17 protein-coding genes are annotated in these 26,315 nt (G+C 63.2%); 10 read left to right on the top strand and 7 right to left on the bottom strand.

All coding sequences use genetic code 11. The features are described 5' to 3' along the window. Window positions 1–499 precede the first annotated feature (499 nt). The 6 genes from SINAC_RS18885 (at window position 500) to SINAC_RS18860 (ending at window position 12,148) form a co-directional block, all read left to right on the top strand. On the top strand, window positions 500–2,704 hold the full coding sequence (locus SINAC_RS18885; protein ID WP_015247211.1) for a tetratricopeptide repeat protein: 2,205 nt from the start codon (window positions 500–502) through the stop codon (window positions 2,702–2,704). 184 nt (window positions 2,705–2,888) lie between these two features. Beyond that, window positions 2,889–4,604 carry a glycerone kinase gene (locus tag SINAC_RS18880; protein ID WP_015247210.1) on the top strand — a complete coding sequence of 572 codons (1,716 nt, stop codon included), beginning with the start codon at window positions 2,889–2,891 and terminating at the stop codon, window positions 4,602–4,604. Between the two features lie 179 nt (window positions 4,605–4,783). Beyond that, entirely contained in the window at window positions 4,784–5,518 is a 735-nt protein-coding gene (locus SINAC_RS18875) for a TetR/AcrR family transcriptional regulator (protein ID WP_015247209.1), read from the top strand. Then, the gene (locus SINAC_RS18870) at window positions 5,484–6,749 is read left to right on the top strand and encodes an efflux RND transporter periplasmic adaptor subunit (RefSeq protein ID WP_015247208.1); all 1,266 of its coding nucleotides are present in this window, start codon (window positions 5,484–5,486) and stop codon (window positions 6,747–6,749) included. The genes SINAC_RS18875 and SINAC_RS18870 overlap by 35 nt, the downstream gene beginning before the upstream one ends. Before the next feature lie 240 nt (window positions 6,750–6,989). Continuing rightward, entirely contained in the window at window positions 6,990–8,333 is a 1,344-nt protein-coding gene (locus SINAC_RS18865) for an IS4 family transposase (RefSeq protein ID WP_015243913.1), read from the top strand. 116 nt (window positions 8,334–8,449) lie between these two features. Continuing rightward, entirely contained in the window at window positions 8,450–12,148 is a 3,699-nt protein-coding gene (locus SINAC_RS18860; protein ID WP_015247207.1) for an efflux RND transporter permease subunit, read from the top strand. Window positions 12,149–12,236: 88 nt separating this feature from the next. Here SINAC_RS18860 and SINAC_RS18855 read toward each other — a convergent pair whose 3' ends face one another. The 4 genes from SINAC_RS18855 to SINAC_RS18840 all read right to left on the bottom strand — a co-directional run bounded on the left by SINAC_RS18855 (window position 12,237) and on the right by SINAC_RS18840 (window position 14,513). Next, complete coding sequence (locus SINAC_RS18855) at window positions 12,237–12,644, bottom strand: response regulator (RefSeq protein WP_015247206.1); 408 nt, start codon at window positions 12,642–12,644, stop codon at window positions 12,237–12,239. Window positions 12,645–12,650: 6 nt separating this feature from the next. After that, complete coding sequence (locus SINAC_RS18850) at window positions 12,651–13,358, bottom strand: HAD family hydrolase (protein WP_015247205.1); 708 nt, start codon at window positions 13,356–13,358, stop codon at window positions 12,651–12,653. Between the two features lie 78 nt (window positions 13,359–13,436). Further along, entirely contained in the window at window positions 13,437–13,784 is a 348-nt protein-coding gene (locus SINAC_RS18845) for a P-II family nitrogen regulator (protein WP_015247204.1), read from the bottom strand. Window positions 13,785–14,102: 318 nt separating this feature from the next. Next, window positions 14,103–14,513: a hypothetical protein gene (locus tag SINAC_RS18840; protein WP_015247203.1), complete on the bottom strand. Its 411-nt coding sequence runs from the start codon at window positions 14,511–14,513 to the stop codon at window positions 14,103–14,105. 416 nt (window positions 14,514–14,929) lie between these two features. Between SINAC_RS18840 and SINAC_RS18835 the strand changes: the two genes are divergently transcribed. Beyond that, window positions 14,930–16,594, top strand: a complete 1,665-nt coding sequence (locus tag SINAC_RS18835) for an RNA polymerase sigma factor (protein ID WP_015247202.1) — start codon at window positions 14,930–14,932, stop codon at window positions 16,592–16,594. A 235-nt stretch (window positions 16,595–16,829) separates the two neighbouring features. Here the strand turns inward: SINAC_RS18835 and SINAC_RS18830 are convergent, their stop codons facing one another. Next, entirely contained in the window at window positions 16,830–17,729 is a 900-nt protein-coding gene (locus SINAC_RS18830; protein WP_015247201.1) for a sulfurtransferase, read from the bottom strand. A gap of 872 nt (window positions 17,730–18,601) precedes the next feature. On the opposite strand from SINAC_RS18830, the gene SINAC_RS18820 reads away from it, so the two are divergent. Continuing rightward, entirely contained in the window at window positions 18,602–21,277 is a 2,676-nt protein-coding gene (locus SINAC_RS18820; RefSeq protein ID WP_015247200.1) for a DUF4394 domain-containing protein, read from the top strand. 69 nt (window positions 21,278–21,346) lie between these two features. After that, entirely contained in the window at window positions 21,347–21,610 is a 264-nt protein-coding gene (locus SINAC_RS18815) for an RNA polymerase sigma factor (protein ID WP_015247199.1), read from the top strand. 351 nt (window positions 21,611–21,961) lie between these two features. Here the strand turns inward: SINAC_RS18815 and SINAC_RS18805 are convergent, their stop codons facing one another. Together SINAC_RS18805 and SINAC_RS18800 are read right to left on the bottom strand one after the other, a co-directional pair. Beyond that, complete coding sequence (locus SINAC_RS18805; protein WP_015244773.1) at window positions 21,962–23,386, bottom strand: IS1380 family transposase; 1,425 nt, start codon at window positions 23,384–23,386, stop codon at window positions 21,962–21,964. Window positions 23,387–23,508: 122 nt separating this feature from the next. Beyond that, a complete protein-coding gene (locus SINAC_RS18800; protein ID WP_020467318.1) occupies window positions 23,509–24,063 on the bottom strand; it encodes a hypothetical protein in 555 nt (184 codons plus the stop codon). 328 nt (window positions 24,064–24,391) lie between these two features. Between SINAC_RS18800 and SINAC_RS18795 the strand changes: the two genes are divergently transcribed. Then, the gene (locus tag SINAC_RS18795) at window positions 24,392–26,242 is read left to right on the top strand and encodes an RNA polymerase sigma factor (RefSeq protein ID WP_015247198.1); all 1,851 of its coding nucleotides are present in this window, start codon (window positions 24,392–24,394) and stop codon (window positions 26,240–26,242) included. The last annotated feature ends 73 nt before the right edge of the window (window positions 26,243–26,315 follow it).

Raw genomic sequence — 26,315 nt, 5'->3', positions numbered from 1 at the left:
ATTTCGAGGACCGAATTGAGTAGGACCGCCGCCCCCTCATCCATGATCTGGGTGAAAAGGCGCGCACGACGCCTATCCCAAACATGCAATCCGCGGACCAAATCCAACAACCCAAAAAAATAGAATTCCAGAATGTTTTGACAATAGCGAGTTACCAGCTAGTTACCCTTATATAACTCGGGCGAACTCGCTGTAAAGAAAAATTCTAAAGCCCAATCAGTCCCAAGCGAACGATGACTTGGAGTGAAGGAAAGCAATGCACGATTGGCAGGGAAACGTAACCTGCTCTGGCACACCACGTTTCTGACGAAACAAGAGGCGTTTTACCAATCCTCGGCGGGGAGGCAAAACGATCGAGGAAGAGGACGTCCTTTTTTTGTTATACATCAGTTAAATTCGCAACCACGCGTTTTTCCTCAGAGAGGGTTCTTCAACCGATACGGCGGTTGCACGCCCACGGCGACAGGCTGTAAAGTAGTATGCGGAGGACCAAAGGGCGTTGACCACCGACCAGAACGGCAACACGGAAGGCGCAGCCGATGCGAGGCCCGCTCGTGAGGGGGCACCGGTGCGCCCAATCCGGCGGCGGCTCTGGATCTACCGGCTCACGTCGTTGGTGTTGGGGCCAGTCTTGTTCCTGGGGCTGCTCGAGACGGGCTTGCAGCTTGCGGGATACGGCCGCCCTACCTCATTCTTCCTCGCACGTCAAGGGGCGAAGGGGGAGCTCTCCCTGACCGACAACCCCGAGTTCGGTCGCCGGTTCTTCCCTCCGAGCCTCGTCCGGGCTCCCGTGTCGCTCGCCTTCCCGGCCGCCAAGCCGGCGGGCACCTGCCGCGTCTTCGTGCTGGGCGAGTCGGCCGCGATGGGGATTCCCGACCCGTCGACGAGCTTCGCACGAATCCTCGAGGTGATGCTTCGCGACCGGTTCCCGAAGGTCCGGTTCGAGGTCATCAACACCGCATTGGTCGCCATCAACTCCCACGCCGTCGTCGACATCGCGCGGGAGTGCGCCCGTTATCAACCCGACCTGTTCGTCGTCTTGCTGGGAAACAACGAGGTGGTCGGGCCGTTCGGAGCCGCGGGCGTGATCGGGCCGTACGCGCCGAGCAGACGCCTGATCCGTACCTCGCTCTGGGTGAAGGACACCAGGATCGGCCAACTCATGAGCGCCGGCTTGCGAGCCACCCGGTTGGCCGGCAAAGGACCCCGGTACTGGGACGGCATGGCCATGTTCCAAGGCAGCCGGGTGCCCGCCGACGACCCTCGCCTGCGGGCGACTTACGCCCACTTCCGGGAAAACCTCGGCCAAGTCTGCGAAGCCGGCCTCAGCGCGGGGGCAAAGGTCGTCGTTTGCACTGTGCCGGTGAACCTGGCCGATTGCCCCCCCTTCGCCTCGGAACACTCCGCGCGACTCGCGCCAGCCCAACGCACTGCCTGGGAGGCCTTTTATCGCGAAGGCGTGCAGCAACATGCGGCGGGGCAATTCACCGAGGCCCTCCGCCACCTGGACGACGCAACCCGGATCGACGACACGTTCGCCGAACTCGAGTTCCTGCGCGGACGGTGCCTCACCGCGCTCGGGCGTAACGCGGAGGCCCGTCAAGCCTCCATCCGGGCCCGCGACCTGGACGCCTTGCGGTTCCGCGCGGACTCGACTCTGAACGAGACGATCCGTCAGGTTGCCGCCACGGACCAGGCCCGTGGCGTCTTGCTCGTCGACGCCGAGCGAGAATTCGCGGCCAACAGCCCGAACGGGCTGCCCGGGAAAGACCTCTTCTATGAGCACGTCCATCTGACGTTCTCGGGAAACCACTTGCTGGCCAGCGGCGTCTTCCAGAAGATCGCCAAGCTCGTGGACCCGGCGATGAGGCTGGGGCCGCAAGCCCTCTCGGAACAAACCTGCGCGGAGCGCCTGGCCTACACCCAGCGAGAACGGACCCGGAACGCGATCCGAATCCACGAGATGCTGCAAAATCCGCCGTTCACCGAACAACTCGACAACGCCGAACGCGAGAGGCATTGGGAAGAGCAAGCACAAGAACGCCAACAGGCCCTCGGCCCCGAAGCGCTTCAAGCGGCCGTCGACACCTGTCGAACCGCCCTGCAAACTGCCCCGGACGACTGGATGCTCCGCACCCACTACGCCTACCTTCTGACCGAACTCGGAGCGCCAAGCCAGGCGGTCACGCAATATGAAGCCATCATTAAGCAGCGACCCTACGGCGTTATGGCAATTGACAAGCTGGCCACGCTCCGGTTGAAGGCCGGGCAACTCAACGAGGCGGCGGCCGGCTTCCAGGCCGCGCTTCGGATCCAGCCGGGAGACTCCGCCGCAGCCTACGGCCAGGCCGAAGTCCTCGCGGCCCGAGGGAAGGTCCGCGACGCGATCGCCGCATACGACAAGCAGGTCAACAAAGAGCCCGACCGGGTGGAAGCACTCCGCCGAATGGCCGGCTTCCTGGACCACCTCGGGAAGCCCAAGCAAGCCCAGGGCCGCCTGCAAGAGGCCCTGAGCCTCGACCCGAACGACCCCCTGACTCACGTCGACCTCGCAAATGCCCTCGCCAAGGCGGGCGACCTCGACGGCGCGATCACCCACAGCGAGGCCGCTCTCCGGCTCCGACCGAACTGGCCGACGATGTCCGACCACCTCGCCGCCTTGCGAAAGACCAAGGCCAATGATGGGCCAAGCCTGCCGAGGTAAGAGACATTTGCACATCCACAACGGAGAACGCGCAGCGCATCAAACATCAACCGCATCGAGCGGACCTATGGGATTCTTGGGCCGCCGAATCCCCGCCTCCTTGCCGTGCGGGCTCTCAACCGGGAAGATCCAAAATGGTGAGGGCGATTGGTGAAAAAAAGGGACGGTGAGAGGCGCAAGGCCGATGAAAAAGCTGATTAACCGGCCGGAGGTGGCTGTCGAGGAAATGGTTGAGGGGTTGGTTGCAACGTATCCCGGCCTGGTTCGCCTGCCTGGCCAGGCGGTCGTCGTCCGCTCCGATGCGCGTGAAGAGCGCGATCGCCATGTGACCTTGATCTCCGGGGGAGGGAGCGGGCACGAGCCAGCGCACGCGGGGTATGTCGGACGGGGGATGCTCAGCGCGGCGGTTCTCGGAGAAGTCTTCACTTCCCCCAGCCCCGACGCCGTGCTCGCGGCGATCCGCGCGGTGGCCGGCCCGCCGGGGGTCCTACTGATCGTCAAGAATTACACGGGGGACCGCCTGAACTTCGGTTTGGCGGCCGAGATGGCTCGGGCCGAAGGGTTCGACGTGGAAATGGTCGTGGTGGCCGACGACGTCGCCCTGGCCGCGACGGCCGACAACGCAGGGCGGCGCGGGCTGGCCGGCACGATCCTGGTCCACAAGATCGCGGGGGCGGCCGCCGAGGCGGGGGCCAGCCTGGAGCAAGTCACCGCCGAAGCCAGGGCCGCCGCCGAGGCGGTCGGCACAATGGGGGTCGCCTTGACCCCTTGCACAGTCCCGGCCGCGGGCCGGCCAAGCTTCTCGCTCGGCGACGATGAGATCGAGCTCGGCCTGGGCATTCACGGCGAGCCGGGCGTCCGTCGCGAGCCGCTCGAGCCGGCCGACGACCTGGTCGACCACCTCATCAACGCCATCCTCGGCGACGCCCCGCCTGCCCCTGGCGAACGAGTCGCCCTACTGATCAACAACCTGGGGGCCACTCCCACGATGGAGCTGCTGATCGTCGCCCGCTGCGCCCTCGCCACGCTCGAGTCGCTCGGGGTCCAGGTCGAGCGGGTGTACCTCGGGACCTTTCTGTCCGCCCTCGAGATGGCCGGGGTCTCGCTGTCCGTCCTCCGGGTGGACGATGCACGGCTGGCCCGGCTCGACGCGGCGACCGAGGCCCCTGCCTGGCCCAATGCCGCGAACCGACAGCGCGTCCCCCAGGCTGGCGGAATCCAGCGGGGGAAAGCCAAGAAGAAGCCCCGGTCGGCTTCGGAGCCGCCACGGACCGAGCTCGGCCGGGCGCTGGAGCACACGATCCTCGCGGCCATGGTGGCACTCATCGACGCCGAGCCCACGCTGACGGAACTCGACCGGATCGTCGGCGACGGCGACCTCGGCCTCAGCCTGGAACGAGGCGCCCGGGCCGTGCGCGAGGCCCTCGGCACGTCCTCGTATCCGCTCGACGATCCCAGCGCGACCTTGCAGGCCCTTGGCCTGACACTTCAAAAGGCGCTCGGCGGCACCTCGGGGGCGCTCTACGCCCTACTCTTCCTCCGCGCCTCGGCCCGGCTCCGCAACCTCGCGCCCACCGACCCCAAGTCCTGGACCGACGCCTTCCGCGCCGGCACCGACGCCATCGGCGAGCTGGGCGGCTCGCGTCTCGGCGACCGCACCATGCTGGACGCTCTCCTGCCCGCACTTGAAGCCCTCGAAGCCTCTCTGGACGCAAGCGACACGCCCACGGAAGCCCTGGACGCCGCTGCAGAAGCCGCAGAAGCAGGCTCCGAAGCCACGGCACGGATGTCGCCCCGCCGAGGCCGCTCCAGCTATCTCGGCGACCGCGTGCTCGGACACCCCGACCCCGGAGCCGTCGCAGTCGCGGTCTGGCTCAGGGCCGTCGCCTCGGCCCTCTGAAAGCCTCGCCCAAGCATGATCCTTTGGAATGAAAAGGCCGACGAAACACCCCGCCCTCTCTTGAATTTAGCTCGAGCTGAAGAACAGATGGGTCGCTCGCGATCCCATTCGGTCTTAAGAACAACGATTCTTTTTTCGACGCCTTGACGTTTTTCGACGATCCGTCAATAATCCCCGACATGGCCACAACGCCTAGGAAACAACGTGAGGTCCGTCAGCGCGAGCTGCATCTGCTGGATGTGGCCCGCACGATGCTCATCGCGCAGGGCTATGCGGGGCTGAGCATGGACCGGCTCGCCGAGGCGACGGAGTACTCCAAGGGGACGATCTACCAGCACTTCTCAACCAAGGAAGACCTGGTGATGGCCCTGGCGTCGCAGTCGATGGAGCAGCGTCTCTCGCTCTTCGAGCGGGCCGCAAGTTTCCGCGGCCGGCCTCGTGAGCGGTTGCTCGGGATCGGGATCGCCGATGAGCTCTTCGCCCGGCTCTATCCTCACGCTTTCCGCTCCGAGTTGATCATCAAGATGGCCAACCTCGAGGAGCGCGCATCGCCGGAGCGGACGGACAAGCTCCGGACCTGCGAAAGCGAATGCACGAGCCTCCTCCGCAACTTCATCAAAGAGGCGATCGCCATCGGCGACCTCGCTCCGACCGTGTCCGTCCCCCAGGTCATGTTCGCCCTGCTCACCCTGGTCCTGGGCACCCACACCGTCGTTGCCAACTTCCGTCCGCTCCTGACCGAAACCCAAGTCACCGACCCGTACTCGTCCCTGCGGGAGAGCATCCAGGTCCTGCTGGACGGCTTCGGCTGGAAACCCCTCTCGACCGAGTGGGACTATGCCGAAACCTATCGCCGGATCGCCCAGGAGGTCTTCGCCGATGAATGCCAATCCGCCGGACCCGGCTCCCACTGAGCCCTCCCCTTTTTTTGCGCCAAAATCGACGAAGCGTCGAAATTCGACGCTAGGTATCGTCGGTCTGGTTGTGACGACTGCCGCTGCGTTCACGGGTCGCTGGCTGCTGGCCACAGCGGCGGCGGCGCACGCACCCAAGGCGGTCGAGCCGTTGCCGGTCTCGGTGCGGGTCCTCCCGGTGGTTGAGGAGGTGGTCTCGTCGGGCCTCCGCTACAGCGGGGTGGCCAAGGAGTTGAGGAAGGCGGAGCTGTCGTTCCGGGTCTCGGGAACGGTGGCCTCGCTCCACCAGGTCACCGCCCCGGGGGGTCGGATGCGCGACGTCCACGAGGGGGACCGGCTCGCCAAGGGGACGGTGATCGCCCGGCTCGACCCGGACGACTACGGCCGCGAGCGCGGGCAGGCCGCCGAGCGATTGGCGACCGCCCGCGCCCGGCTGGCCCAGGCCAAGGCAAATAGCGAACAGGCGCAGATCGATCTCAGGCGCAACGAGCAGCTCGCGCGGCGGAACTCGCTCAGCGTCGCCGAACTCGACAACGCACGAACCAACCTGAAGGCGATGACCGCGACCGAGGAGGCGGCCGAAGGGGACGTCGCCCTGGCCCGGATCGGTCTCGAGCAGGCTGAAGCCAACTTGCAGTATTGCTCGCTGACCGTGCCCTTCGAGGAGAGTACGGTCGCCGTTCGTGCGATCGACGCCAACGGGCGCGTGACGCCCAACCAACGGACCTTCACCATCGTCGACATATCCAGCGTTGTAATCGCGTTCAACGTCCCCGACACCCTCGTCGGCCGGCTCGCGATCGGCCAGAAGGTCGAGGTCGCCACCGACGCGCTCACCGGTCAGCGGTTCGTCGGCGTGATGCACAAGATCGCCTCGTCGGCCGACGAACGGACGCGGACCTACCCGATCGAGGTCCGCGTCGACAACCCGCAAGGACTCCGGCCGGGGATGGTGGCGACCGTCCTCTTCCGCAAGGAGACCCGCGCTTACCTCCTCCCGCTGACCTCGGTCGCGGCAGGCCCCTCCGCGCAAACGCTGATGGTTTACCGCGTCGAAGACGAAGGGGGCAAGCCGGTCGTCCGGGAAGTATCGATGGCGTTCGACGACGTCCTCGACAACAAGGTCGCCATCCGAATGGGCAACGACGACCGCCTCCGCCCGGGCGACCGCGTCGTCGCCACCGGCGTCCACCGCCTCCGCGACGGCCAGGCGGTCCGGATTGTGGAATAAGATTCGTGCTTGCATAACGACCTAACAATTCGATCAGAACTCAAGCAACAAGTCTCCTGGCTCTCCCCCCCCCTGGGACCGCGGGCGCCCCGCTGCTCTTCAATTCGATTGAAATTCATCCCATTGAAATTCAATGCGGGCGGGTCGCCCAATGGCACTTACTTTCGCCAATCCTGCAATAAGGGGCACCTCTGGCACGTTTTTTGCGCCATGAACTCCTATTTTTTGGGAGTACCTCGCATGAACCATGACCAGGAATCACCCGCTGTCGTCGATTTGGGTGAGGCGGTTCGGATGTTCCATCGCTTGGTCCCACCGGATGTCCTGCATGCTCAGAAACCGCCCACGCTCTCGACCGTGTTCACGCCTTGGGTCGTTGTCTGGCTGATGATCTATCAACGGTTGACCTGCAATGCAACGATGGCCACCGCTGTGGGAGAGTTGGCTCGATTAAGTGCAGATGTGCTCCCTGATAACAAGCGGGCCCGTGAGAAATCGTTCTCGGCCAACACGGGTGGGTTTTCGCGAGCGCGAGATCGGCTGCCCGTGGAGATGGCTCAACGGGCGGCTGACGAGGTTTCTGCAGCCTTAATCGCCAAGTCTCCGCCATCGGTGAAAGGGCGTAACGCGTTTCTTGTGGACGGTTCCACGCTCTCTTTGGCACCCACTGACGCCTTGCGCAAAACGTATCCGCCGGCCCGCAATCAACACGGAGAATCGCACTGGCCGATCCTCCACTTGGTAGCGGCCCACGAGTTATCCAGCGGTGTGACCGTGCGTCCGGAAGTGGGGGCAATGTATGGCCCGGCCGCGATTGGCGAAGTCCCATTGTCGGCCGGTTTGATGCCGCGACTTCCGGTCGGCTCCGTGTTGATCGCCGACCGGAATTTTGGCGTCTTCGCGTTCGCCTGGTTAGCCAACCAGGCGGGCCACGACTTCGTGTTGCGGTTGACTGAGAAGCGATTTCGGTCGATGGTGCGCCAAGGGAAAGCCCAGGGCAAGGACCAGTGGGAACTAACTTGGCAGCCCAACCGCTGGGAACGCAAGTCGAACCCACAATGGCCGGCCGATGCAACGCTGCGTGTGTGGTTGCACGAGGTTCGAATTTCCGAGAAGCTGACGCTGTGGCTTGTGAGTCGGCTCCCTGACGAGGGGTGCGAGCTCGCCGCGATCTATGGCCAGCGGCAAAATATCGAAACCGATCTGCGTGATTTGAAGCGGACGCTTCGCTTGGAAGAGATGCGTGGCCGATCCACGGAGATGGTCGCGAAGGAACTGGCCTCGGCGACAGTGGCCTATAACATGGCGAATCTGATTCGCCGGATGGCTGCGGCTCGGGTCGAGATCGCGCCGCGGCGATTGAGCTTCAACCGGGTATGGTCGTTAGTGAAGGTCTTGCTCTTGGAGTCGTTGGATACCACGGACCCCGCGAAGATCCAAGAGCGGATCGACTTGGTTCTGAGGATGTCTGGCCAGTGTAAGCTCGCGAATCGCCCTGGCCGACACTACCCGCGTGAGGTGATCGCCCGCCGCAGAAAATTCCCACTGCGACCACGCAAACGCGGTCTGAAATCGAGAAAGTAAGTGCCATTGGGCGGGTCGCCCGCGGTCCCAGGAATGGCCATCGAGCACGAGAATCCACGTCTTCTCGCCAATGCACGGCCAACCCATCCGGACCACCCCGGGGTAGGTAAGGACCAATGACTACATCGCAATATTTCGTCTACAAGCGGCCGATCGCCTGGACCCTCCTGGTCGGGACCTTGATTTGGGGAGTCTACGCCTACCGGTCGATGCCGCAGCGTCAGGATCCGCTGATCCAGATCCGTAGCGGGGTGGTGCTGACCTGGTATCCGGGGGCCGCCGCCGTCGAGGTGGAGCAAGAGGTCAGCCGCAAAATTGAGAAGGTGATGACCGAGAACCCGGCCGTCGAGCACGTCCGCTCGGTCAGCCAGAAGGGGCAGTCGATCGTCTTCATCGACCTCTATGAGACGATCAAGAACGCCGAGGCAATCTGGCAGGACCTGAGCAACAAGCTCGAGGCGATCACCGACCTGCCGACCGTCGCCGGCCAGCCGTTGCGGCCCAAGCTCAACAAGGACTTCGGCGACACCGTCGCGACTATGCTCACCGTGAGCAGCCCGCCGATCACCAACTTCGAGGTCGAGCAGCGGGCCGAGCTAATCGTCCGGAAGTTGGAGGCGGCCCGCGCAGCCCGGCCCGAGGCGCTGCGCGACCGGCGGTACAGCGGCGTCCTGGTTCACCCCTCGTCAGTCTCGCCCGACTTCATCGAGCGGTTGGCCCGATCCGCCCTCCAGCACCTCGTCGAAGTCGGCCTGGTCGAGGACGGGCAGTACCTCGCGATGCTCGGAGCCGGCGTGGTCGACTTTCGGCTGGTCGACGGCGCGGACGAATCAAGGCTTCATCTCGAGACCGACCGCTGGAAGCGAGAAACCCTGGGCGCGGGCCTCGGGCACCCCGACATCTGGCCCGCCCTCTTGATCTGCGAGCCCCGGGCCTTGGCCGGCGAAATGAAGCGACACGTTCAAGAGGAGCCAGGAGGAGTCGCCCGCTACACCTACGAGGACTTGCACCGCTTCGCCGACCTGATCCAGGACCGGCTCCGACAATCACCCCGGGTCGGCAAGATCGAGCAGATCGGAGTCCAGGAGCAGGCGGTCTTCCTCTACTACAGCAACCGTCGTCTGAGCGGGCTTGGCATCGAGCCGATGGCCCTGGCGCAGCAGCTTGCCTACCGCAACATCAACATGCCCGGCGGTTCCGTCGAGCTCCCCGAACAGACCCTCGCGATCAAGCCGAGCGGCCCTTACCGCGACAAGCGGGAGATCGGTGAGACCGTCGTCGACGTCCGCAACGGCTACCCCCTCTATCTCCGCGACCTAGCCGAGGTCGTTCGAGGCTACGAGGACCCGGCGAGAACCCTGAACTTCCGCACGGTGAAGCGCAACCCACTCCACCCGCCGACCACCCTCGAACCGAAGGCGGAGGCGAAGTCTGAATCTGAGTCAGGCCATGCCAAGGGGCCCCACCACACCGGCCCGGCCCAGCTCTGGACCACCCGCGCCGTCACGCTGGCGATCTGCCACGTCAAAGGGACGCAGATCGCCGATTTCGGCCGAGACGTTGACCGAACCCTCAAGTCGCTCGAGGGGGTCTTGCCCGACGACTTGCAGGTGGAGCGCACCAGCGACGAGCCCCACGAGGTCCACCGTAAGATCGACCTGTTCAAGGACTGCCTGATCGAGGCGATGGTCATCGTGATCGTCGTGACCCTCCTCTTCATGGAGTGGCGCAGCGCCCTGCTCGTCGCCCTCTCGATTCCGATCACGGTGGCGATGACCCTGGGCATTTGCGCCCTGCTCGGGATCGACATTCAGCAGATCTCGATCGCCGCCTTGATCATCGCCCTCGGCCTGCTCGTCGACGACCCGGTCGTGGCCGGCGACGCGATCAACCGGGAGCTCGCCCACGGGACGCCCCGCGACGTGGCGGCCTGGCTCGGGCCCCAGAAGCTCGCCCGGGCGATCCTCTACGCCACACTCACGAACATCGTCGCGTTCTTGCCCTTGCTCCTGGTCGGCGGCGGCGCGGGGGAATTCATCCAATCGCTGCCGATCGTCGTGACCGCCTCGTTGGTGGCCAGCCGGATCGTCTCGATGACCTTCATCCCGATGCTCGGCTACTACATGCTCAAGGGGCAGAAGGGGCTCGAGTCCGGGCTGGCCGAAGGGGGCAAGGGCTCGCGGTTCGCCCGGATCTACAACGGCTTCTCCGAGCTCTGCATGGAGCACAAGTGGGCGGCCCTGGCCTCATGCCTGGTCGTCCTGTTCGCGGCAATGAGCCTGGTCCCGAAGATCGGCACCAACTTCTTTCCCAAAGACCTGCACAACACGTTCACCGTCAACCTGTTCCTCCCCGAGGGGACGCCGATCCGCCAAACCAAGGCCGAGGCGATGAAGGCGATCGCGGCCATCGATAAGCTGGCCGGCTCCGAGGCCGAAGCATACACCACCTTCGTCGGCGCGGGGGGGCCTCGGTTCTGGCTCTCGGTCGTCCCCGAGCAGCCGGCGGCGAACTACGCCCAGATCATGGTCCACACTCACGACGCCTTCGCCACCGCCGCCCTGGCGGCGCGGATGAAGCGCGAGCTGCCGCCGTCGTTTGCCGCAGCCCGGGTGACCGTCGAACAGCTCGAGTCCGGCCCGCCGATCGGCACGCCGATCCAGATCCGACTCCAAGGGCCCGAGCTGGCGACGCTCCGGCACCTGGGCGACGAGGTCAAACGGATGATGGTCGCCTTCCCGGGGACCGAGAACGTCCATGACGACTGGGACCCCGAGTCGCTCCAGATCAACCTCAACATCGCCACCGACCGGGCGAACATGTCGGCGATCACCAACCAGGACGTGGCGATGATGACCAGCGCCGGGCTCTCCGGCTACACGGCGACCACAATCCGCGAACGCGACCGGCAGGTCCCGGTGATCCTCCGGCTCCGCCCCGACGAACGGAGCCGGATGGAGGACTTGAACACTATGCAAGTCTTCAGCGCAAGGGCCAACACGCAAGTCCCACTCGAGCAGGTCGGGACGTTCCAGACCGAGATGGTCTCCCCCAAGATCGGCCGGCGGGACAACGAGCGCTGTATCACGGTCAAGTGCGACACCGTGCCCGGCCTCCTGCCCAGCCGCGTGGTCGACCAGTTGGAGACCCAACTCGTCGAGGCGTCGAAGGCATGGCCCCCGGGCTATCGCTTCGCCTTCGGTGGCGAGAAGGAGGAGCAGGCCAAAGGGTTCGCGTTCATGTCCGTGGCGATGGTGGCCTCGATCATCGGGATCTACCTGGCCCTGGTGCTCCAGTTCAACAGCCTGACCAAGCCGCTGCTCGTCTTCGCGGCGGTGCCGTTCGGGATGATCGGCGGGCTCATGGGCCTCCTGATCTTCAACGTCCCGCTCGGTTTCTTCGCGATGCTCGGCCTGTCGTCGCTGGCCGGCGTGATCATCAGCCACGTGATCGTGCTCTTCGAATACATCGAAGAGGCTCACGAACGGGGCGAACCGCTCCGGCGAGCCGTGATCGACGCGGCCCTGGTCCGATTGAGGCCGGTCCTGGTGACGGTCCTGGCGACCGTGGGCGGGCTCGTCCCCTTGGCCATGAAGGGGGGACCGCTCTGGGAGCCGCTCTGCTGCGTGCAGATCATCGGCTTGCTGGTCGCGACCCTGGTCACCAAGGTGGTCGTGCCCGTCCTCTACGTCCTGTTCGTCGAGGACTTCAAGCTGATCAAGTGGTCCGAACCCGGCGAGCACGCCCATGAGGGGCCCCCCGCCGAGTACCTGACCCACGCCCACGAAAGGCCGTTGGCGATCCCGGCGACCTGACCTTTCTTCCCTATTGTTCTTTGGATTTCCAGGCGAACAGGGGAACTGACGCTCCCCTGCTCGCCTCGAAGGCATTCCAACAGCCGGGCTACTCGAACGCGCGGCGGATCAAGGCAGGGAGCTGCGCCGTGAACTGGCTGCGGGCGAGGACAGGGTCGCAGCCGGCCGAGCGGGCGTCAGCGAGGGCCGTGGTATCGACGTGGGAGCCGAACGCGATGAACGGGGTGCCCTCGCCGGCCAGCGACCGGTAGGCCAGGAGGGCCGGGATGGAAACGAGTTCGCCGGCCGAGAGGTCGACGAAGACGACGCGGGGCTTCCACTGCTCGATCATCGCCTGGGCGAGGGCCGTGTTGCCGGCCACCATGATGCGGTGGCCGAGTTCACGGGCGGTGCCGGTGACCTTGGTCGTGAAGATCAGGTCCCGGCTCAAGAGCAGGCCCGCCGGCTCCGCTCCTTCCGGGGTCGGCACTGACGGCATGGTCGGGTCGGAGCTCATCGGCGTTCAACCTCCGGAATTGCGGGCGAACTGGGTCTCGATCCAACCGGGGGTCAAGTGATCCACGCCGGGCAAGACGGCGTCGGCTCCAGCCTCTTCGAGCTCATTGGCCCGATAGGTGTTGGAGACGCCGACGGCAAACATGCCCGCCCCCTTGGCCGAGGCCACGCCGGCCAGGCTGTCTTCGATCACCAGGCACTCGGCCGCATCCAGGTCGGGCACCCCTGCCTTGGGGTCGTCGCGCAAGGCGGCGAGGGCAAGCAAATACCCCTGCGGATCGGGCTTACAACGGCTCGTGTCCTCGGCCGAGACGATCGAACCCACGCGTTCCCGCGAGCCGATCAGGCCCAGGGCGAATTCGATCTCGGGGCGCAAGGCACCCGAGTTGATGGCCAAAGGCCAACGGCCCGCCAGGGCGGCCAGACAGTCGGCCGCGCCGGGGAAGAACCGCAGGCCGACCCCTGCCTCTTCCGCATAGCGGACGGCCTTCCGCGCGATTAGGGCGTCGAGCCGCTCCTGATCGGCTTCCTGGCCCCCGTCGATCAGGGCAGCCTCGAAGCAACCGCGATCGTCGAGCCCCAGGTAACGCTCGTGGTAGTCGCGATCGGTGATCGTGACCCCCTCGGCCGCGAGCACTTCGCGAAACATGTCGAAATGAAGGTGCTCATCGTCGACGAGCACACCGTTGAAGTCGAAAATCACCGCCCGGATCATGCCAAACCTAGTCTCTTCCCACTCAAATGATTCGTGAGCCACCAAAACCAAACCAAACGAAGACAAACGAAAACAAGGTCAGATCGCCTCGGGCCCACGCTCACCGGTTCGGATCCGGATGCAGTCGTCCATGGGGAGGATGAAGATCTTACCGTCGCCAATTTTGCCGTCGGGACCGCTTCGTCCCGCCTGAATGATCGCGTTCACGGTCGGCTCGACGAAGTCTTCGTTGACCGCGATCTGGAGCTCGATTTTACGGAGCAAGTTCACCGTAAACTCGTGCCCTCGATAGACCTCGGTATATCCCTTCTGCCGCCCGAACCCCTGGACGTCCATCACGGTGAGGCGAAACACCTCAACGTGGGAAAGGGCTTCCTTAACCGCCTCGAGCTTGGTGGGCTGAATCAACGCGATGATCAGTTTCATGGAGGTCCCGCTCTTCCCGGCGCCCCGCCCTCATGCCGCTGCACGAACGATAACAGGACCCCGGACTTCCCAAGAGGTCATCCCCGATTGCCCGTTCAGATTGACCGAGAATCAGGGTTGGCGTCAACAAAAAAGTTGGGAACGATGCGTCGAGACCAGGAGTCGCGTCGGCCCTCGGCGCGGGATCGGCCGGAACGAGAAACGCCCGACCCGAGTGACCCGGGCCGGGCGTTGATTTTGCAAGGGGCAAACCGCCCCGATCGCCTTTTTTTTCACGAGACGGGCTGTCTCCGTCTCATCCTCATCTCAAGCTCAATCTTAGAGAAGAGGGCTGGGGAGGCTCCCCACGCTGTTCGGCGCGGGCGGCGACACCTCGGTCGAGAACGGAGGCACCGAGATCGCCCCGGCGGCTGCGGCCGGGGGCAGCGGCTCCGGGCCCGAATCGGGCGAGGTCGCCGCCGGTGCCGATGGTCTCACCTCGGGCGGGGGCGTCGCGGCCTCGGCCGAGGGAACCGGCGGCTGAGGAGCGCCGGGGGGAAGCATCACCGGTGCACCTTGTCCCGGATCCGCCATCGAATAAGTTCCCCCCGAAGTGGGGGCATACGCCTGGGGACCGCACTTGCCGCCGATGCAGGGCGTGGGGAAGTCGTCGCAGGTATCACACTGCGTGCACCCTACCGCGCCGGCTGACAGGGTCGCGGCCAACAGCGCGAGTTTGAATCGCAACATCGCCGGTATCCTTTCCGTAATGTGTTTGGCCGTCATTCTTGGGAGCCCGGACCGTTCCGTGGTCCACGGCCATTTCGGGATCGGACCCGCACCGTTATGGAGTGCCGACCTCGCCTCGATTAATGCTTATCATCGGCCGCGTCGCGGCTCGACAATGAAACGAAACGGCCCAAAGTTGCCTCAACCCTTTGGATCCCCGCCTTGACGATCGCTTCGCGCAGGCCGGCAACTCATCGCAAACAACCCAGTCAACCGTATTGCCTGACACGCCCGCCCCGTTCGGGGACCTGTCGCTTGCCGGGGCGGTCCGATCGTCATCCTGAAAAAAAGAGAGAAAGAATCCGGTCCGACCGGGTGACTTTCCGCATGGTAGTGACGACCGAACCGGACATCGACAAGGGGGCGACGATCCCAAGATGGCGAACGGACGAACAGCCTCCGTACTCCGGCACCTGCGCATCCTCTTCACGGCCGGCACGACGACAGGGCTGACTGACAGCGAACTCCTCGAACGGTTCACGGCCAAGCGTGCCGAATCGGCCGAAGCTGCACTCACTGCGGAAACGGCCTTCTCCACCTTGATGGACCGTCATGGAGCGATGGTCTGGGGAGTCTGCCGCCGCGTGCTCGGCGAGACTCACGAAGCGGAGGACGCATTCCAGGCCACTTTCCTGGTGCTCGTCCGCAAAGCACAGTCGGTGCGTGTGGACGAGTCCGTCGGCCGCTGGCTCTATGGGGTCGCCCACCGCGTCGCCCTCCGGGCTCGCTCCGAGACCTTACGGCGCGAATCCCAACCGGGCCGAACCCCAGCCGGGGCCTCCGATGACCCGGCGAGTGCAATGGAACGCAAGGAGATCTGCAACGCCTTGGGCGAAGAGCTCGATCGGCTCCCCGTGAAATATCGGTGCCCGATCGAACTCTGCTATCTCCAGGGTCTGACGTACGACCAGGCCGCGCGGCAGCTCAACTGGCCCGTCGCGACGGTCAAGGGCCGACTGGTGCGAGGTCGGCTCAAATTGCGCGAGCGGCTGACACGGCGCGGTCTCTCGCCGGTCGCCATGGTGGGGTTCAAGACGCTCTCCCGGCAAGTCCGGCAGGCCGTCCCACCGCAGCTCGCTCATGCCACAGTTCGCGCGGTGACTTCACGCGTCCCGGTTCTGTTCCCGGAGGCAGTCACCGCCCTGACCCAGGGGGTCTTAACGATGATGATGTGGGAGAAGCTCAAACTGATCGCCGCAGGGGCCTTCGTCGCCGTCGGCCTGACGGCCGGAGCCCTGGCTCAACAACAAAACGCGCAAGATCGTGGCCTTGAGGGTCAGTCGCCCAAGGCGAGGGCGCGACCTCTTGAAAAAGAGAACGGCAAGCCTGGGGACAATCACCGCTGGGTCAAGACCCTGACCAACGGCGCGACCATCGAAGTGGTCGGAATTTCCCCCCATCCGTCCGGCCCGAACACATGGTGGCGTCCGGACGGGGCACCGCTGAGCGAACCGCCATCTGACCCATCCGGTACAAGGCTAACCTCGGACGAGGATGTCGTCCCCCGCGCGATCGTGGTCCGCCTGACCGAAATTCCGGCCGGGGCTGATCACTGGTGGTGGATCGATCGGGCCAATGGAGGTTCCCATGGGGAGGCCAAACTTGACGGCAAACCACCGGTCCCTGGTTTGAGCGAGGTGATCACCTTCCTTCCCAATGGCCTGGATTCGGGCACGATCCGTTTTGAAGTTGCCGCCGGTCCTTGGAAAACCATCCAGACCTGGGGAAACACCCCGGGGGCCATCGGTTCCCGAGACGCTCCGAGTTACATCTTCAGCAAGCCCATCGCCACCAAGGAGGGGACGGCGTTGTCCGTGACCCACACCATCCAGGACGTGTCCGTCCGACTCGTCGCGATGGATGGCAACGGCAAGGAGCACCCGGCGCAGACCCGTTCGGGGAGTGGCGTGGGGAACTTCTATCAACTCACGTGCGAATTCGGCATTCCTCCTGATCAAATCAAAGAGTTCCGGGTCCAGACGCGGCCCTACGAGAAGGTCGAAATCGACGGGGTCGCCCTAAAACCCAGGGGACCTGGTTAACCAGGGCTACTTATCGCCCACTCTCATGCCCACAGGCCGTAAATCCGCAAAAGCATCTAAATTCAAGAAAACGAATAAGACACCAATTCGTTTCTTACCGGGTGGTCCTTGCCCACCCGGCATACAAAGCATCTTTTCACAACTCGCCGAGTGCCGCGGGGCTTGAAACCGGAGTCGCGCGGCCATCATTGCGGGCGGGGCACCCGCGGTCCCAGGGAAATGCAACGGATCCGGCCTATGGGTTTGGCTTCGATGCAGCCTCGGCGTTCACGGGGGTCTCCTCGGCATTGCCCCAGTCGGACCAACCCAGATAGTAGTTCCTCGCCTTGAAGCCAAGCCGTTCGAGGACGAAGACGTTCACGGACGCTCGACCGCCGCTCTGGCAATGGGTGATGACCGGTTCACTCGCCTTGACGCCGGCCTTCGCAAGCTTGGCGCGGAGGGCCGACTCCTCGAGGAATCGACCGTCCTTGCCCACGAGGTCCGACCATTCAAGGTGGCAGGCCGCCGGGATGTGCCCGCCCCGCTTCGCCCGCTTTTCAATGCCGTCGTACTCCCCTTTGCTCCGGGCGTCGACGATCAGGGCCGACTTCGCGGCGATCGCAGCCAGCACCTCCGCGCGGGTGGCGTTCCTGTCGTTGCGAAAGGCGACCGGAAACGGACTCGGCGCGACGGTCGGCACCTCGGTGGTCACCGGCCGGTTCTCAGCAACCCAGAGCGGAAAGCTGCCATCGAGGAGCCCGGTGCGGTCGACCCCCAAATATCCCAGGAGCCACCAGAGCCGAGCGGCGTCGAGCTGCCGGTTCGCGTCGTAAATGAGGACGTCGGTTTTCGGCCCAATACCGAGCGGAGCTATCCACGACACCCAGGCCTTCCGGTCGGTGAGAACCCCAGGATCCTTCACGGCCATGGCCGCGACCGCCTTGGCATCGACCCAGACAGCGCCCGGAATGTGCCCCTTGTCGTAGTCGGCCTTCGGCCGGGCATCCAGCAACCGGAGGTTCGGCTCGCCGAGCCGGCGCTCCAACTCCGCGAGCGAGACAAGCTTCGCAAGGGGCTTCTCCTCGGAATCAGCGGCCCAGCAGGCGAGCGGTGCGAGAACGAGCAGCGGAACGGTCAGCCAGGTTGAGGTCATCACACTCACCATCCCTCACGAAAGCAGGCATCCTGAATTCCATCGCGGCCACGCAAATGCGTGCAACGGAACAATGGCCACTCTAATCGTCCACCCCCCCAACGGACAACGCATTAACACTGCCCGCCCAATCGCCAACTTCGCGACAATCGTCATCGTGTACCTTGCCGGGGCCTTCACGAACCTTTCTAATATTCGGGACTGAATCTCGGGATCTGGCTCGACAGCCGCGCAGAGGCTCTGGGGGATTGGCGTTCTGAAAAGTTATGCACGCATTGCGCAACCGCAAAAGGGGCGGCTGCCTGCGTGAAGCCTTGGCAATTGACGAAACACAGAACCAAATCCTGAGAATCAAGTTCCCAAAGGACGAGGGGGTGTTCGAGACGCTTTGGCCAGGTGACCCTCACGAGAGTGCGACTCGTGGCACGCGGCGCCTGACAAGCTGGTTCTCCACCCCCGAGTCCCCATCAAAAAGGTCGACCGAGACTCACCTCAGCCTGCGAAAAGTCCAGGCCCGATTCCTTCCAAAGGCGAACGGGGAGCGCCAGTTCCCTGCCTTCAAACAGCCATCGGAAGCCAGAGTGATGGCGCTCCCCACTCGCCTGAAAATCGAAATATGTGATTCAAAAACCGCTATCTAATGAGCAAATCGTCCCAAAATTTAAAATAAATCATGCACATACGAACACAGACCGCAATACGCGAATAGTGTTCAGGTATCAAAAAAGTTGCAAATTTGATTCATCAGATAGCAACTCACAAAATTCTACAGGCGGCGATTCGGTTGAATCTACGAAAGGAGGAGTGGATAGCGTAATGATGCTGTCATTTCATAAATTCGCAATTATGCACTTTAGCAGGAGTTTCCCAGCATGGCCCTGATGTCGAGCGCTGACAGGAAAGTCGTCTCGCGTAACCGCCACCAAACCAGGAAGCCGGCGCGTCGCCAGCGGTCGATCGGAATCCTGGAGCAGTGCGAAAAGCGAACTCTCCTCACGACCATGTTCGGCGTAACAACGGCCTCAGCGCTCGTTCAGTTCGACTCGGCGGCCCCCACGATCATCCTCAAGTCGAATCCGATCACCAACATCGGGGCTGGCGAAACGATCCAGGGGATCGACTACCGCCCGGCGAATGGCCAGCTCTACGCGTTAACGACCGATGCGAATCATACCGGTCGACTCTACACGATCAATACCGCGTCGGCAGTCGCCACGCTCGCGTCGACGATCGACGTCCCGGTGACCGGGACCCGCTTCGGCCTCGACTTCAATCCCGCCACCGACCGACTCCGGGTGGTCAGCGATACCGATCTCAACGTGCAGGTTGACGTTACCTTCGGGTTCGCGACAACCGATGGCCCGCTGGCTTATCTCGCGGGTGATCCGTCCTTCGGCCAGGCCCCGCATCTGGCGGGATCGGCCTTTCTCAATAACTTTGCCGGAGCCACGGCGACGACGCTCTACCAGATCGACTCGAACCTCGACATCCTCGCGATCCAGAATCTGCCGAACAATGGAACGCTGACGACCGTCGGCGCGCTCGGCGTCGATGCTTCGGAGGTTGCCGGCTTCGATATCCAAACGGTCGGCGGCACCCACTTCGGATACGCGGCGCTCGTCGTCGGTGGCACCACCAGCCTCTACCAGATCAACTTGAGCACCGGGGCCGCAACCTTGATCGCACCGGTCGCGGCTTCGCTCAGAGCGTTGGCAATCGCGCCGGACCCCGGATACGGCTCAACCGTGGCCGGTTCGACCGCAACGTTCACCGGAAGCGTCCACGGCGATACGCTCGTGATCGACCAGGTCGGCGGCCTGCTTCGGCACAATCAGTTTGCGCTCGGGACTCCTGGCTACCATAGCGCGTTCGACTTCGACTCGACCCGCCCTGGCGACCAGACGCTGAGTTCCACAGACACCGCCATCTCGATAATCATCAACACCGGTGCAGGCGATAACCAAGTCACTCTCGGCAGCCTGACAGCACCGCTCAGCAGCCTCGCCACGGCGTTCACGATCCATGGCGGGGGAGTGAGCGATCACCTGACGCTCGACGACCGCGCCGGCACGATCGCCCGGACTATCACGGTCAGACCTGAGCAAGTCACCGGATTGGGCGGCACCGTTTCGTACCACGGTTCATACGACCGTTACTTGTCCCTTGAAGTAATGGCCGGCATGGCCAACGACTCCTTTCTTTTGACGCACTCCCTCGGCTTCATCTATGTCAGAACAAGTCTCGATGGCGGGGGTGGTATCAACACGCTGAACGTCGCCCCCCAGGGGGCCGAGACCTCCCTGTTCATGACGGGGATCCGTTTTGGCCCGAACTCGATCCCTGAATTGCAAACGTTCATCGACTTGAACCTCGAACAGGTCAACATCGCGTATGACCGGGCCTCTCCAATCGTCACGACGCCCCCGCTGCCGACAATCAACGCCGTCGCAGGCACCCAGTTCGTTGACGCGACCGTGGCCCGATTCCTTGAGAGCAACGCAAAGGCCAAGGCGGCCGACTATCAAGTGACAATCCAATGGGGCGACGGCACCTCCTCGGCCGGAATCATCGTCAATGACGCGAACATTCCAGAACTTTTTTATGTTCTTGGAAGCCATCGCTATTCGGCCTCGGGCCGCTTCAACGTCACGACGACGATCGTCGACACGGGGAGCCGCTCGAGCGCCACAGTCTGGGGCTTTCGCGTCACGACAATTTACCAGGCGAAGGACCCCGTCACCACGACCTCCCAGATCCTGGTGACTAACCCGCCGATCGCGGTAGCAGGGCGACTCGATCCCGCCAGCGACACCGGCCTGTCCGACCAGGACGGTATCACCAACGACAACACTCCCACATTTACCGGAACCTCATCGCCTGGGGCCGTCGTGAGGATCTACAACGGCACCGATCCCGCCACACGACAACTCATCGCCACCGCACTCGCCGACCCCAACGGGGCCTGGCAGGCGACCGTCCTCAGCCCGCTCGCCGACGGCCTCTACACCAACCTCATCCTCGAAGCAACCTCCGACGATGGCCAAGGCCGAGCGCTCGGCGTCTTGGCCAGCCTCATGGTGGATACGGTAGGCCCCACCGTGACTCATCTTGAGTTTCGTCGACTTCACGGACAGGTCCGCATCGCCTTTCAGGACGACCGCAGCGGACTCAATCAAGCGAATGCCACCGACCGAGCCAACTATATCCTGACCGGCAGCATACAGGGGACGCGCCGCAACCGGCGATTCCCCATCACAGGCGCCTCGACGACGCCCCAAACAGTCACCACAAATACTCAAGTCATCATTTTAACGATCAACCACGGCCGTCGGCTCCGAGCCGGCCGGTACACCTTCACGGCACGCTCGGGCGGAATCGAGGATCTGGCCGGCAATGCGCTCAATGGTATATTCACCGGCCGATTCCCCTCGGGCAACGCTCAGTCCGGGGGCAACTTCATGGCTGGTCTCCGCCCTCTTCGCAGGACCGTCGCCGTCGTGTCGGGCCGGCTCAAGAAGGCCCCAACTCGAGATCCTGGAAAAAGTTGAAAGCGAATGAGGTCCCCTCGGCACTACTATTCACCGAGTCGGACACTCCGGGAGCGAGGAAGGGACATCATGAAGGGACAGGACGGCACGTTGCTTCGGTCGATCCGGACACTCTTCGGTGAGGGGACAACCGGCGGCCTGACCGACGCCCAACTGCTCGGTCGGTTTCTCTCGCGACGCGACGAAATCGCGTTCGAGGCTTTGGTGGTCCGGCATGGGCCGATGGTCTTCGACATCTGCCGCAACCACCTGAGCAACCCACCGGACGCCGAGTCTCCTTACTCCGATCCGCGGCGGAACGATACCACGTGGGTTAGGCCGTTCGGGAAATAGAAAAGCGGCCATGGGACCTATCCCCTAGCCGCCTCTCGTCCTTCTCATACACAGCAAACCTTGATCAGCAACGCCCTCATAGGCTGCTTGGACTGTCAAAGGCCTAGCCTGGATTTCTCACCCTATTCTTTCGGGGTCCGATCGCTCGACGATTTCGACGGCTCGCCCCCGCCACCCGCGGCCTGCGTGGTCTCCCGCTTGCTCATCACGTCGGCGTGGACCTGATCGGACCTCTTCACGCCAACGCGAACCTGGTTCCTCAGGCCCCCGCGCCCAGGCGGGGGCGCACCCCGATCCTCACCCCTCCTCAGGGAGGGGCTTTCCCGCCTCATTTGACTGGGTCTCCTCGTTTCAGCACCTCGGGATCAAGGGCCCCGACCGCGCCAAGTTGGTGTGCACACGCCGAAACACTTCCGCATACGGACAACCGCTCGAGAACTTCACCCACACCTTGCGAACCGTCACCCGCACCAACGCCCCGATCTTCAAGAGCTTCAGACGGATCGTTTGGCACTGCGCCTCGGCCATCGCCGTTCCCGCCAGCCCCAGCCGCCGCAACGCCTCCAGCAACACGTAGGCGATCGAGGAGAAGAACAGCCGGATCTGGTTGGCACGCATCGTGTGGGCACTGGTCCGATCGGCGAACAGATGGAGTTGCTGCTCCTTGATCCGGTTCTCCATCTCACCGCGACCGCAGTAGTCTTGCTCGTACAGCGGCGGCGCCGCTCGTTCCTCGACCGTGAGCGACGTGACCACGAACCGCGGGTTGGCCCCCTTGCCCAGATGCTCGGCCTTGGCCACCACCCGACGTTCTCGGCTCCAGGTCTTCTGCGTTTGATAACGCAACTCGGCGAAGACCCGGGACGGCTGTTTCGTCGCCTCGAATTGCTGGCGTGCTTGGGCCAATTCCGTCGCGATCGCCGCCGTCAGCCGGGTGTTCTTGGCCAGGCCGATCAGGTAATCCACGCCGTTGTCCTCACACCAGCGAAGGATCTCCTCGCGGCAGAACCCGCTGTCGGCGCGGATCAGGATCTTCACCTGAGGCCACGCCTGGCGGATCTGCGAGACGATCCGCTTGAGGGACTTCACCGAGCCGGCGCTGGCATCAATGTCGGAGGGACGCAGCCGGGCACAGAGCAGGTGGTCGCCGCAGAAGATGTAGAGCGGGAGATAGCAGTATCCCTTGTAGTAGCCGTGGAAAAAGCGGCCAAGTTGGCGGCCATGGACCGTGTCGTCGGTGGCGTCGAGGTCCAAAACGATCCGCTCGGGGGGTCGGCTGTGGGCCTGAAGAAAGAGGGTAACGAAGAGCCGTTCGACCTCATGGGTCTGACAGGTGATCTTCTTGTAACGGCTCTGTCCGTCGGCCCCGACAGGGGTCAGTTCCAAGCGGTTGAGGGTACTCTTGCCAGCCAGCGGCTTGCCGCGATCGCGGAGCCGTGGCCGGTCCTGGCCGGTGGGATCGGTCTTGCCGACGACGGTGGCCAGTAACGGATCGCAGCGGAGATCGTCGTGGTCGTTGAGGTCTTCGTAGCCCAAGGCCAGACCATAGACGCGTTGGGCCAGGAGGTGTTCCAGGGGGTGCTCGACGAGGTCAGGATCGCGATGGTCGGTAAAGCAGGCGGCGAACTGGCGGATGATCCCGGTGCGGGCTTCGATCTGACGGAGCAGAAGTGCACCGCCGTCGGAAGAGATGGCGCCCCCGTCAAAATCGGCGAGCACTTGGCGGTGACCGAGGATGGAAAAGTCGAGGTAAGTCGAGTTACACTCTGTAGCCATCGGGCTGCCTTGGTTCGGTGTCAAAAGTGGTTGTCGCAATTCCACCTATGACACGCAAGGCAGCCCGATTCAATCCCTGGTGAGAAATCCAGGCTAGGCATACAGCACCGTTGTCTCCCTCGTTACCAAACAACACAAATTCCCGAAATTCTCGGGTTGCCGTAGCCCTTAACGAATTTCAGAACACCATCGGCCCAGGCATATTCCTCATAATAGTTATTGATAACCTTAGCTTCTGTTGTAACCTGGGGCCAGACACTCAGCCTTATCCCCCAACCTCCAGCAGCAGGGACAACTTCATCAACAAAGGCTGACCACCCACAAAGCTTGAATCGGTAATCCCCTTCATCTATCCATTTGAAGAATTGGAGGCGATCGGGAGGTACAGGACGTTCGCGGAGCATAATGGCCGTAGCCTGCTTGAAGAGTTCCTCCTCCTGCGGCGTACGTGCCTTGACTGCCCCTCGAATCGGGATTGGTATGATGGTGTAGCGACGGGCCGGGTCGTCGCCCCCGTCAAGTTTTTCGAGCATCTCCGGCGTGGGTATCATCGCTTTTCGTGACGGTCGGGTTGGTCCTTGTGGCGAGCGTTTCTTGCTCGGAGCGGAAACGGCCAAGTAACTGCATGCCAGGAGCATCCCGAATGCCCCGATGACGATTACCTTACTCCTCTTCATGGTCTGGCTCCTATTACTATTCGTACCACCATTGCGTGGCGGCCTTCTTCCTCTTGGTGATCAAAACCCATGGGTGGCGATGAAGAATTCGGCTCCCTCAAGGAGATCTCCAAGCTCTTGGTGATTAGCGAGCGACTCTACCTTATCACCGTTTATTTTTGAACCCCTTCATACCACTATTGCGTAGCGGTCTTCTTCCTCATTGGTGATTGTCCACCCGCCGAGCGGCATTGTATTAGGTATCATTGCAGGAAAAAGTTGAAAGCGAATGAGGTCACCTCGGCACTATTCACCGAGTCAGACACTCCGGGAGCGAGGAAGGGACATCATGAAGGGACAGGACGGCACGTTGCTCCGGTCGATCCGGACACTCTTCGGTGAGGGGACAACCGGCAGCCTGACCGACGCCCAACTGCTCGGTCGGTTTCTCTCGCGACGCGACGAAATGGCGTTCGAGGCTTTGGTAGTCCGGCATGGGCCAATGGTCTTCGACGTCTGCCGCAACCACCTGAGCAACCTACCGGACGCCGAGGATGCGTTTCAGGCGACCTTCCTCATCCTGGCGACCAGGGCGAGGTCGATCCGGCAACGGGAATCGCTGGGAAGCTGGCTCTTCGGCGTAGCCCGACGAGTCGCCTCCCGAGCGAAACTCGAGGCCCGTCGACGTCATACCCACGAACGGCAGGCTGCGCTCAACATGGCCGCGAGAGTCGAGGGAGACGAGAAGAGGCAAGACGTTTCGACACTCTACGAGGAGGTCGATAACCTGCCGGAGAAGTACCGCGAAGCGGTCGTCCTCTGCTACTTGGAGGAATTGACCCACGCAGCTGCGGCCGAACGACTTCGCTGCCCCGTCGGGACGGTCAGCGTCCGCCTGATGCGGGCGAAGGAGCGGTTGAAAACGAGACTCGCCCGTCGTGGCTTGCGAATCTTCGCCGGCATCGCGTCCAAGAAATCTCTGGCGGCCCTCCCCGATTCCCTGGTGAAATCCACGGCAGACGCAGCCCTCGCGGCTTCCACAACCAGGGGGCTTGCGGGGGTCGCCTCGGCGTCCGTCGCCCAAATGGCGGCGGGGGCGTTGCACGCCTTGCGATGGAAAGCGATCGGGGCGTGGTGTGTCGCGGCCGGCCTCATCGCCCTCACCTCGTCGGCTTGCCTGGCACTCCGAACCACGGCAAAGGAGCCGGAATCCCAGGAGACGAAGCGTGAGGCGGAAGAGGAGTCGAAGGCAAAGACAAACGCGAGCGAGCCTTGGATCAAACGACTATCCGATGGGACGATCGTCGAGTTGGTCGGCGTCTCTTCAAATCCGTCGGGACCCGAAACCTGGTGGACACCGGACGGCCAACCGCTCGCCCAAGCGCCCTACGCGAGAACAAAGGCCCGCGCCAGCGCAGACGCGAATCAGCAAGCACGCGAGTTCGCCGTTCGCGTCACGACTCCAGCGCAAGTGACGGCCACGTTCGACCATAACCCTGCTGTTCTCCACGTAGCTCGAAGGTTGGAAGCGGCGAGAGAGCGCGTCAATGCACTCCGACGATTGATTCGTAATCCAAACGATCCTTCATTCCGATACGCCCGCAAGCAAGTGACTGAACTCGAATCCCAGCTCGAGCAGTTACGCCGTCCTACTTTCCCGGATCTGTCGAGTCGAAACTTCGCCGAAAGGGAACCCGAAGAACGTTGGAAGATCCTCCCCGTGGGAAGTTCGGTATCGGGCCTTCCCCTGGATCGAGAAGGCCGCGAGATACCGAACCTGAAAGTCATCGCGATGGCTATGCCCAAGGATCAAGTGACTTGCCAGGTAAGCTTCGGCGCCCCTTCGAGTCGCTGGAAGACTGTCGCCACAAGCGGACCAAGTGGTGTATCGGCCCAAGGGATCCATGGAGAGAAAGTGATCTTCGGAGCGGCTCATGAATCTTCAGGAGTCACCAAGATCACGGTCAGTTCCAATTCCTCTGAGGCGGACGCCCGTGTTGTGGCGATGGATGACGAGGACGACAAGTATCCGCCGATCCGAATACGTGCTTTGGGAACCGGTGGCTTCCAGCAGTTGGAGGTCGAGTTTGCCATCCCGCTCTCCCAGATCAAGGAATTGCGGTTTCAGACCCGGCCCTTTCAATGGGCTGAATTCACCAACGTAGCCCTGAACCCTCTCGAAGAACACGAGGTCAAATAAGACTGGCTTGAGGGCAGACTCCTGTCTTCGGGTCCACACTCGCGCAGAATCCCGAAAGACAGGAAGCCGACCT

This window comes from Singulisphaera acidiphila DSM 18658 (assembly GCF_000242455.2).
Classification (GTDB): Bacteria; Planctomycetota; Planctomycetia; order Isosphaerales; family Isosphaeraceae; genus Singulisphaera; species Singulisphaera acidiphila.
Note: the sequence above shows the minus strand (reverse complement) of the source record. Positions and strands in the feature narration are given on the sequence as shown.